The organism is Nonomuraea sp. NPDC050536, assembly GCF_044457685.1.
GTDB lineage: Bacteria > Actinomycetota > Actinomycetes > Streptosporangiales > Streptosporangiaceae > Nonomuraea.
The window spans coordinates 117,882-125,284 of sequence record NZ_JBITHD010000026.1; the positions used below are offsets into that span (position 1 = coordinate 117,882).

Below are 7,403 nucleotides of genomic sequence, written 5' to 3' on the forward strand. Positions count from 1 at the left end.
CCACCATGACCACTCCCGTCACGATCGTCGGCGCCGGGCTCGGCGGCCTGACCCTCGCACGGGTCCTGCACCTGCACGGCATCCCCGCGACCATCTACGAAGCCGAGACATCGGCGGACGCCCGCACGCAGGGCGGTCAGCTTGACATCCACGAGTACAACGGGCAGCTCGCCCTCGAAGCGGCCGGCCTCACCGACGAGTTCCGCGCGATCATCCACGAAGGCGGCGAGGCCCTGCGCGTGCTCGACCAGCACGGCGCGGTACTGCTCGACCAGCCCGACGACGGCACGGGCGGTCGCCCTGAGGTGCTCCGCGGAGACCTGCGTCGGATCCTGCTCAACTCGCTACCCGACGAGATGATCCAGTGGGGACACAAGGTCACCAGTGTCCGCCCCCTCGGAGACGGAAGGCACGAGCTGACCTTCGCCGACGGGCCAACCGTGCCGACCGGCCTCCTCGTCGGCGCGGACGGCGCCTGGTCGAGGATCCGGCCGCTGCTCTCCGACGCGAAGCCCGAGTACGTCGGCACGTCGTTCATCGAGACCTACCTGTACGACGCCGACCAACGCCACCCCGCAGCGGCCAAGGCCGCCGGCGACGGTTCCATGTTCGCCGTCACGGCCGGCAAGGGGATCCTTGGCCATCGAGAGGCCGACGCCGTTCTTCACACCTACGTCGCGCTCAACAAACCGCAGGAATGGATCGCCACCATCCTCGCCAGTCCCGAAGCGGCGGCGGCCCAGGTCGCGGCAGAATTCTCCGGATGGGCGCCTGAACTCACCGCACTCATCACTGACGGGGAAACCGCCCTCGCCCCGCGCCCGATCAGCGCCCTGCCGATCGGCCACTGCTGGGACCGCGTTCCCGGAGTGACGCTGCTGGGCGACGCCGCCCACCTCATGTCACCGTTCGCCGGGGAGGGCGCCAACCTCGCCATGTTCGACGGCGCTGAACTCGGCAAAGCCATCGCCGCGCATTCCGACGACATCGAAGCCGCCCTTGCGGAGTACGAGCAGGCTCTTTTTCCCCGCAGTGCCCAGTTCGCTGCCGAATCCGACAAGAATCACCAGCTCATCTTCGGCGACAACACCCCCGCCAGCCTGCTCGACCTGCTCATCGGCCAGGAGTCGACCGAGTGAGCGAGATCGCTGATCAGGAGATCGGAGCCGCGCGAGAACTCCAGCGCGGCTGCCTCGGTGGGCGCGGTTGCCACCACGCGGCGGGTGAGGCCGAGCGGCGCGAGGGCGTTGTGCGCTCGGGCGGTTGGCGTTCACCTCCAGGTCGACCTCGCCGCGCCGCAACTCGGGGGTGTCGAGGCTCGATTCCGCGACGAAGCGCAATCGCACTTCCGGCGCCTGTCCGCGCACGGCCCGCGAGCAGTGCGGGACCGCTCAGGGCGACCAGGGAATCGTGCCAGCGGAGTGTGAAGGTGCGCTCCAGCGTTGCCAGATCGAGTTCACGGCTCGGCGCCTGGTGCAGCAGCTCGTGCACCTGTTACCGGATGGCGATCGCATACGGCGTCGGGGTCATCGTGCGGCTGGTGCGCACCAGGATCTGTCCCCGGTCGTGCGAATGATTCGGCCCAGACTCCGACTCATCACGGGGGCGGTGACATGCAGGCGTGCGGCCACCCCAGCCGGGCTGCCCTCCCCCAGCAACGCGTCGAGCGCGGCGAGCAGGGCAAACCCAATTGCATGCGAGTAATCCTAGGCGTGTTTGACATGCATTTGAAGTTAATTACAGGGCTGCATACCGTAGAGACGAAGGCGCAAGACGGACCGCACAGCTCGGCCCGACCGACCTCACCATCCCCCATTCACACGGGAGTACCACCATGTCCGAAACGCTTCAGACCAGTGACGCTCCCGCCTCCGACGCCGACCTGCTCGACCAGACCTCGGTCGCCGTGCGCGCGGCCGGTTCGGCGCTGCACGAGCGCTTCGGCGAGGTAGTCCGCTACCAGAATCGCGAAGAGCTGATGCACGTGCTCGCCGCCAACGACGACACGGCCCTCGGCATCCTGCGCCCCCGCCTCAAGCACCTGCGCCCCGACGCCGGATGGGTGGAGGACGAGTTGGACGGCGGGGCGCTGCCGCCCGGCGAATGGTGGGTCGTGGATCCGGCCGAGGGCAACGTCAACCACCTGCATGCCCTGCCGGAGTGGGCGGTGACCGCCACCCTCGTGCGCGAGAACCAGCCGGTGCTCACCGTGGTCCACCTGCCGTTGACCGGCGAGACCTACACCGCACTCACCGGCGCGGGCGCCTACCTCGACGGCCGGCCGCTGCACGTCTCCCAGACCGCGGACCTCGGCCTGAGCCTCGTGGCCACCAGCCAGGCCCGGCCCGACGAGGACAAAGACGTCGTGCGACGCGTCGGCTCCTCGATCACCGCGATGCTCTTCGACGCGCTCGTCGTCCGCACTTCCGTGCCCGCGACCCTGCACCTGCTGAACGTGGCCGCCGGCCGGATCGACGCCTTCTGGCAGTTCGCCGGTGCCCGCGCGGACCTGCTGCCCGGGGCGCTCCTCGTCACCGAGGCCGGCGGACAGATCTCCGACGCCGAGGGCCGCCCCTGGACCCCGCAAAGCGAGAGCTTCCTGGCCGCCGCGCCCGGCGTCCACGCCCAGGCCGTCGCCACCCTCTCACGCTGACCGAACACCACCCCACCCGCACACACGTGCCCGTACTCGGAGCCACGGTGGCCTGCTGGCGCGCCCGCCGGGCCCTGCTCGGCCACCAGCGATCGATCGCGACCCACCCCACGATTCTTCCGGAGATGACATGATCAAGACTGGTTCCGAGACGAGCCGGACACCGTACGGGTACGCCGCCACGACGCCGGTATACTTCGACGACCTCGACCCCATGGGCATTCTGCACAACGCGCGTTACGCCGTGCTGGTCGAGCGCGCCATCACCACATGGTGGCAGGAGCGCGGTGTGTCGTATGCCGGTGGCCGCCCGACCACACCCGACGCGTTCTCGGTGGTCCGCGATTTTTCGATCACTATCTATCACCCGTGCGCGGGACCGGCGAAATCACCGTCCACTTCTGGATCGAGCGGATCGGTGACACCAGCGTCGACTATCGGTTCCGATTGGTCTCCCCGGACGGCGAGTCAGTATTCGCCGAGGGCCGCCGCCTGTCGGTACGCCTCGATCCGGCCACCATGAAGCCCGCGACGTGGACCGACGCGGCCGCGAGCCCGCCGCCGCCCTGATCAAGCCCTGACAGCAGACCTGCGCTCAGACCCCAGAGCCGTCCAGGCCGATAAGGCCGAGGAGAGACCTCTCGCGCGTGAAGCAATGCTGCGTGAGATGACGTTCGCGCGGGCTGCTCCCGCGACGCTGGTGGCCACACCGGCGAAATGAGTGCTCACCTGACACGAGGGCCCGGCGAACTCGGCACCCTACTTCAGCGGCGTCATCGCGCACACCAGCAAGCATGGCTGGGTAGCCGCCTCCGGCCTGGTCGCCGGTGCTCTGCTGGTCTCCGAGGCCGGAGGCGCCGTCACCGACCTGGCGGGCGAGCCTTGGACCACGGGCAGCCGCGACTTCCTGGCCGCCGCCCCCGGCATCCACGCCGCCGCCCTCAACGTCCTCTCGCCGATCGCCTGACCACAACAGCGGCCCCCGCTCCCGTCCGTCCCAGCCAACACCGCAAGGAGCATCACCTCATGACCACCATCGGCATCCTGGGCGCCGGCCGCGTCGGCCAGAGCCTCGCCCAAAAGCTCGCCATGAGCGGACACCACGTCATCCTCGGCCACCGGAGCATGAAGGAAGAGACCGGAGCGCCTGTCGGCGGCGTCGACCCCCGCATCTCCTTCGCCGACCAGCACACCACCGCCCGCACCGCGGACATCGTGATCAACGCGACGCCCGGCGACAGCGCCCTGGACCGCCTCACCGGCCTGCGCACCGAACTCGCCGGAAAGATCCTCGTCGACGTTTCCAACGCGACCCGCGACGCCGACGACGGCCTGCCGGGCGAGCTGTGCTACCCCGGCAGCAGCCTCGCCGAGCAACTCCAGGCCGCCCTACCCGACACCCGTGTGGTCAAGACCCTCAACACCATGCTGTTCATGGTCATGACCGCCCCCGAGACCCTGGGCACCCCGCCGACCGTCTATGTGTCGGGCAACGACAAGCAGGCGAAGAGGACCGTCACCGGCCTGCTCGGCGACCTGGGCTGGCAGCCCGCGTGGATCGAGGACCTCGGCGACATCACCACCGCCCGCGCCACCGAGGCCATGATCCTGGTGGTGCCCCACATCCTGCGCCGGCACGGCTTCCAGCCCTTCGCCGTCTCCCTCACCCGCTGACCCCACCGGGGCCGGCGCCGCGAAGCGGGAGCCGGCCCCGGACGAGGAAGCCAGACGCCGACACTGACAACGCCCGCCGGGGCGTATGTGACTTCCAAACTCATCGACATTGATCAACACTGCCGCGTGCTCGAACAGCAGGTCCGGTAGGTCGACCCTGGGGAGCATGGCCTCGGTGGTGGTCTTCAGCCAGGTCAGGGACTCCGGTTCGCCCACCGCGCCAAGTTTGTCCACGCTCAGCCGAGCACGTCCCCCGCCTTCGGGGACGACGATCTCCACCTTCGCATCGGCGTCGGCCTCCCCCAGGCGCGCGGCCATCTGCCGCCAAGCTGCGTCGAGTCCGCGGGTGAGCTGGGCCAGGTGCTCGGCCGCGTCCTCGGTCAGAGACAGGCCCGCCAGCACGTCCGCGCGCATCGCCTCCCACCGCGGGCCGTCCAGCAGCCGGGCGCGCGGGTCGGCCCACCGGTTCGAGGGAGCGGCGAAGACTATAAGATCAACTGCTCTGTCGCCCACGCGCCGTCACTCATGGGGCACCTCTCACGCCGTCGCGTGCCGCCCACGCGGGTACGGCTCTGGTACTCCGGGTCGTTGGCGTGGTAGCAGGAGTTGCAGAGCGCCCGGCCGGATGTCGCACGTCGCGGGCAGGCGGAGTGTCGCTGCTTCGCCGTCGATTCCGGCCGGGAGGTGCTCCGCGGCCCCGTCCAGCCTGACCTGGGCCGCCGCCCAGGCGATGATGCCGGTCTCGACCGAGTCCGTGGTGGCGTGCCGACGCAGGTCGCGGCGAAGGCGTGCGAACAGGTCCGGCGGTGGCGGCCCCGCCGGGCGTTTGACGACGATCGCGCCGAGCAGCCCCGAGGCGAGCGTGAACCGGCGTCCGAGGTAGCGCGGCGTGCCGAGGTGGTAGGCGTTGTTCGACACCAACACCACCTGCGGGTACTCGATCCTCTCTCCGGGAGCGTCCACGCTCGCATCGACCCACTGCTGTCCCTCAAGGTATCGGGGGGCGATCGCGGCCAGGGTGCGTGCTTTCGCCTCCCGGTACTCGGGCTCCAGCAGGGCCTCGGCGTAGATGCCGAACGAGACGTTGTTGACGAAGGCGTGCGAGTTGACCACGCCCAGGTCGACCCGGGCCGGTTCACCGTCGCGCAGGGCTTCCAACGCCCGGGCCGGATCGCCGATGTCGAGGCCGAGATCGCGGGCGAAGTGGTTGCGGGTACCCGCCGGGATCACCACCAAGGGAAGCCCGGCGTCCGCAGCCACGGCCGCGACGGCCGATACCGTCCCGTCTCCGCCGGCCACCCCGAGCATCGCGGCCCCGTCCTCGACGGCCTGCCGGGCGAGCCATGCCGCCCGCTGACCGGGACCGGTCATCCGGACCGTCGCACCGTACCGTCCGGTGCGCTCGACGAGCTGGAACCGGCCCACCTTGCCGCCGCCCGAACCGGGATTCATGACCACGACGACCCCGGTATCGGTCGTCACGGCGCCCGCCTCCTCGGGCAGTCATCAGCAGGCACGCGCGCGGCCACCCGCCGCACCGTCCAGCCACACAGCGCGCCGATCAAGGCCCCAGCCGCGACGTCGGACGGATAGTGCACCCCTGTGTGCACCCGCGCATAGCCGACCGCGGCCGCCGCGGCATGCAGCGGGATCCAGGTCCACGGCACTGTCTCGCCCATCGTCGACGCGAACGCGAACGCCGACGCCGTATGCCCCGAAGGGAACGACGCCGACACCGGCCGCCGGACCCGGCGCGACCCCAGCACCGCACGGTGGCCCGAGCGGGTGGGCCGCCTCCTGCCGGCCAGCGGCTTGAGACCCGCATTCGTGACCGCCGAGGCCAACCCGACGGCCAGCACACCGAGACCCGCCGCCTGCCGGCCGCGACGACCGCCCGCCAGCGCCGCCCCGGCCGCCGTCATCAGCCACAACCGTGAGTAGTCGACCGATCTGGACACGCAGACGAAGAACCGGTCGAGGCTCGGCGTCCGGCTGTCGGCCACGGCGTCGAACACCGCCTGATCCAGCGCACGCACCTGTGCCCGCACCTCGGCCATCCAGCGCATGCGGTTGCCGCCACAACCACTACCCATCTCGATGCGCGTCGCGTCTGGGCGGCGCGCCTGCTCGGCAGGTCCGCGGCCCGGATACAGTCGCGCGATGAGATTCGGCATGAAGTCTCGCTCAGGTCGCTACTGTCATTCGGCAACTGTGCCTCCGCGACCGGCGCCGTTGAGGCCATGTCCTCGGCTGGTTCGCCGGCCGCTGAGCCAGTCCAGTACACCTTGGCCGCCAAAAGGTACGACAGGGTCGAAAGTCCTGAATGCGGTGACCTAAGTCATCTCCCGATGGATCCGGTCGGCGATGATGTGCGCAGCCACGCCGAAGGGGTGCCGGGGCGGCCCTGACAGGGGATAGCGAGCCCGCACTTAAGGACGCCGGCACGCTGGCCGAACCCACTGGACTCGCCGGCCGGCTGGACATGGTCTACCCCGGTACCGCGGTGACGGAACGGTGGCACATGGCGCTCGCACTCTGCGGCCGTACGCTCGAGCTAGCGCCGACCGCGGCGCTGCGGACGCGGACCCGCTCGCGGTCGCGCGCGCCAGCGCGGGCGCCCCCCTGCAGATCGTCTTGCGCGTGGTCGACGCGGCGGCGCCCGGGGCCGGGGCGGTCGCCGCGGCGGCATGGACGGCGATCACCTGCACCGCCGCCGCGTGCACCGACCGCATGTTGATCTACGGCGAACGTCACCTGCGCTCGGTCCTAAACGAGTATCGCGATCACTACAACACGCATCGACCGCATCAGGCTCGTGGGCAGCGACCACCCGATCACGATGAGCATGTGGTGATGCCGATAGCAGGCCGGATCGAACGACACGAAATATTCGGGGGAGTGATCAACGAGTACCGCCGAGCCGCATAGCTCGGTTGGAGAACCCCCAGCTCAAACCACGCACGCGAGTTTTGACGCGGTACAGGACTCTGCTGGTTAACTCGGATGGGTGGCTCCGGTTCATGATCTGATGGTGCCTGTCCTGATCATGAACGGTGTGGCAGCAGTCGTCGTTGTC

General features: G+C 69.8%; 7 protein-coding genes. 5 read left to right on the forward strand and 2 right to left on the reverse strand.

From position 1 onward, the window contains the following. Positions 1-5 precede the first annotated feature (5 nt). From ACIBHX_RS45415 to ACIBHX_RS45430, 4 genes are all read left to right on the forward strand, one after another. A complete protein-coding gene (locus ACIBHX_RS45415; protein WP_397074343.1) occupies positions 6-1,139 on the forward strand; it encodes an FAD-dependent oxidoreductase in 1,134 nt (377 codons plus the stop codon). A 695-nt stretch (positions 1,140-1,834) separates the two neighbouring features. Next, positions 1,835-2,653, forward strand: coding sequence for an inositol monophosphatase family protein (locus ACIBHX_RS45420; protein ID WP_397074344.1), 819 nt, complete (start codon positions 1,835-1,837; stop codon positions 2,651-2,653). Positions 2,654-3,022: 369 nt separating this feature from the next. Next, positions 3,023-3,223, forward strand: coding sequence for a hypothetical protein (locus ACIBHX_RS45425; RefSeq protein ID WP_397074345.1), 201 nt, complete (start codon positions 3,023-3,025; stop codon positions 3,221-3,223). Between the two features lie 456 nt (positions 3,224-3,679). Beyond that, complete coding sequence (locus ACIBHX_RS45430; RefSeq protein ID WP_397074347.1) at positions 3,680-4,327, forward strand: NADPH-dependent F420 reductase; 648 nt, start codon at positions 3,680-3,682, stop codon at positions 4,325-4,327. 537 nt (positions 4,328-4,864) lie between these two features. Here ACIBHX_RS45430 and ACIBHX_RS45435 read toward each other — a convergent pair. Together ACIBHX_RS45435 and ACIBHX_RS45440 are read right to left on the reverse strand one after the other, a co-directional pair. Further along, positions 4,865-5,809, reverse strand: a complete 945-nt coding sequence (locus ACIBHX_RS45435; RefSeq protein ID WP_397074348.1) for a diacylglycerol/lipid kinase family protein — start codon at positions 5,807-5,809, stop codon at positions 4,865-4,867. Then, positions 5,806-6,501 carry a phosphatase PAP2 family protein gene (locus ACIBHX_RS45440; RefSeq protein ID WP_397074350.1) on the reverse strand — a complete coding sequence of 232 codons (696 nt, stop codon included), beginning with the start codon at positions 6,499-6,501 and terminating at the stop codon, positions 5,806-5,808. Before ACIBHX_RS45440 ends, ACIBHX_RS45435 begins: the two co-directional genes overlap by 4 nt. 466 nt (positions 6,502-6,967) lie before the next feature. On the opposite strand from ACIBHX_RS45440, the gene ACIBHX_RS45445 reads away from it, so the two are divergent. Next, entirely contained in the window at positions 6,968-7,255 is a 288-nt protein-coding gene (locus tag ACIBHX_RS45445; protein ID WP_397074351.1) for an integrase core domain-containing protein, read from the forward strand. Positions 7,256-7,403: the final 148 nt, after the last annotated feature.